Annotated in this window: 3 protein-coding genes; 1 reads left to right on the top strand and 2 read right to left on the bottom strand. The window is 66.2% G+C overall.

Going from position 1 to position 2,690, the window contains the following annotated elements; all coding sequences use genetic code 11:
- Positions 1-705: 705 nt before the first annotated feature.
- Complete coding sequence (locus tag ACWGIG_RS38315) at positions 706-873, bottom strand: hypothetical protein (protein ID WP_453326348.1); 168 nt, start codon at positions 871-873, stop codon at positions 706-708.
- 459 nt (positions 874-1,332) lie between these two features.
- On the opposite strand from ACWGIG_RS38315, the gene ACWGIG_RS38310 reads away from it, so the two are divergent.
- Entirely contained in the window at positions 1,333-1,974 is a 642-nt protein-coding gene (locus ACWGIG_RS38310; RefSeq protein WP_453326347.1) for a hypothetical protein, read from the top strand.
- A 470-nt stretch (positions 1,975-2,444) separates the two neighbouring features.
- Here ACWGIG_RS38310 and ACWGIG_RS38305 read toward each other — a convergent pair.
- A partial coding sequence (locus tag ACWGIG_RS38305) for a hypothetical protein (RefSeq protein ID WP_453326346.1) occupies positions 2,445-2,690 on the bottom strand: 246 nt, incomplete at its 5' end.

Below are 2,690 nucleotides of genomic sequence, written 5' to 3'. Positions count from 1 at the left end.
GACATGATGTTCTTACTAAAGGGGCCTGGCCTGCCGGGACCCGGTCCACCGGAAGCCGGGTTCACCGGCGCCGGAATCTCAGGCCCCGGGTGCTCCGGGATACCGGGACCTGAAAATCCGGCCCGTGTGATGCACCGGGGCCAGCGGGCAGAAAGGGTTCAGGTCCGTGGCCGTGGCGGCGCTTGGCCGCGTTCGCCACATCACGTGCGTACTTCGCGGTGACGTCACCCAGCTCACCGATGCGCTGCGTCGTCCACCCGTACCGCTCCTCCCTCAGCGCGAACGCAGCATCCTGGAGGGACGGCAGCCGGTCGGCAGCGTCGGACAGGTGTGGGACACCGGCCTCTACCGCGGTCTGGCGGCGCTCTTCCCCGGTCATGTGCTCGTCGCCCTCGGTCGTGGGGGAAGCCTTCTTCTTGTCGCAGTGCAGGGCCGCGCGCCGCATCTCGACGTACGCGTTGGCGGTGATGCCCAGACGTTCGCCAGAGCGCGGACACCTTCGTAGAACCACAAGGGCATGGCGAGCTGGTTGCGCTCCTCGGCGTGCGCGGCGATTTCGAGGTCGGCCTGCTGCACGATCTCGCAGGCCCGCTTGAACCGGTCGTCGGGCCGGGCGATGGCGCACAGTGCCGCACCCGGGAGCCTTACGTCCGCTCCGGAAGCCGCAGGAACCCCCCAATGCAAGGGCACTGGTGGGGCCGCCCGCTACGAACGCCCCGCGACCCTCGCCACGCACAGCCCCACCAGCGCGCAGGCCGCGCCGACGGTGAACCCGTCCTGCCACGAGCGTCCCATCACCTGGTGCTGAAACAGCGCCATCAGCTGCACCAGCAACGCCAGCCACATCAGCATCCGCATCCTGTTGGTCCTCATACGGTGCCGGGTACCCCGGCCACTGAAAGATCAACGGTGGCCGCAGCTGCTTCCCGGCCCCCGGGCCAGTGGCTCCCCGGGGGTGCCCCGCCCGGAGACGGACGCATCATGCGCAGGCCAGATAACCGGACATGTTCCCACCGTGCCCCCAGCCGGCTTCGGACGCATCCAGACAGCTCTTCGCCGGGGACCGAGCCGGTCGCCCAGGAGCTCAGCAGGCACATCACGCATCGAGGAAACATTCGCTGCCTCGCGAGGAGTGATCGTGCCGTGCCGGGTCCTGCCGCTGCGTGATGGGGGGACCTGCGACGTGCGGGTGTGGACCCCGGCGCTGTCCCCGTCCACGCCTATGGGGTCTTACTCCCAGCAGTGCGGTCTGCTGGACGTGAGACGGTAATTGGTGAGCGCGATCCGAGACCACAGGCAGAAGCGCAAGTACTCCGACACGAAGGTGCACCGATGAGTCAAGGCAAAGGCGGAAAGCCGGACCCACGGGGCGACGCGGAGCCCCGCAAACTGATGATCCCCGATCAGCTGATCACCACCCACACGCGCAAGCAGCTCCACCCGAAGGCGGTTCGGGCTGCCCAAGCGATGCTGGTTTATATCGCAATGGAGCTCCTCGACGAGGCCGCCAAGGCCTTCCAGCAGACGGATACGACGCACGCCAACAAGGCGGGTGGTAAGGAGATCCAACCCCGCCATGTGGACGCCGCGATCAGGTCGGATGCCGAACTGCACCGCTTGTTGGCCGTCTGCCTGATGGAGAGCGTACCCACCCCCCGGGTCGGCGCCCAGCCCGTGCAGCGGACTGCAGCGAACCCCCCCGACGGTGCTTTCAATGACAGCATCGACCGACTGATGGAGAGCATCAGCCCGGACGGCGCCATCCCCCTCGGAACGTCAGCCAGGGGCATGGTCTCCAGCCTGCTGACCTTTCTCGTCGAACAGCTGATACATACCGCTGATGTGTTCTCCACCAGGGTGAACAGCGATGTCGTCCACGCGGAGGACGTCCGTGCTGCTGCCCAGGTGATGCTGACGGGCGAACTGCGTCAACTCGTAGACCAGGAGATGAGAACGGCGGTCATGAAGGCCTAGCTCGGTCCGCTGCACCCGCAGGGCCAACTAGTGGTCATCGAAGATGCGAGGTCGGGTGGCCACACTCAGACGCTGGTCGAGCCGCCCGACTGTTCATCTCTGGTCACGGTCGCTGTGCGATGCAGCTCTGAGTCGGAGCGGGCACCAACCAGTCACGTGGGCGCGGTCGGTGCCCGCTCGCGTCAACCGACCGAGAGGGCACCGCGTGATCGGCGTGTACACCCCTGCCACTGAGGGCCACAGGGGAAAGTGGCTGGTGTGCTGACACCGCCGATCGAGCCCATGCTGGCTCGCTCCGCCCAACGCGAAGCTGGGGACCTCGTGAGAGGCAGCGGCGCGGACCTCGACTGACGGGCGGCGAAAATTTTCCTCAGGGCCGAGGGTGTCACGGTGCAGCAATGTGACGCCTGTGGGCAATCGTTCGAGATCTGTCGATCCTTCTGAGCCGTTGAAGGTGCCTCATGGGCTGTTCAGTCGAGACATCCTGCCTTGGATGGACAAAGGCGGTTTACTCCGGTTGTTGAGTGATCGTCGGCCGAGGAGATGTCATGGCCGTTTTCGCTGCTGCTCTGGTGGCTCGTCACAGCAACAAGCTCGTGTCCGTCAGTGGCGAGGGGACCCAGGATGGCGCCGAGATCCTTCAGTGGGCTGGCAAGAACCAGAAGAGCCAGCGATTCCGCCTCGGCTGAGCCACCCCAACGGAGCCCCGTCGGCAG

The organism is Streptomyces sp. NPDC054863, from assembly GCF_053610825.1.
The sequence above is the reverse complement of the archived record's forward strand: the minus strand, read 5'-3'. Positions and strand labels throughout refer to the sequence as shown.

Bases quoted from the DNA above. Each gene is read 5' to 3' on its own strand.
- ACWGIG_RS38310 (WP_453326347.1), top strand. From the start codon at position 1,333: ATGAGTCAAGGCAAAGGCGGAAAGCCGGACCCACGGGGCGACGCGGAG.
- ACWGIG_RS38315 (WP_453326348.1), bottom strand. From the start codon at position 873: ATGAGGACCAACAGGATGCGGATGCTGATGTGGCTGGCGTTGCTGGTG.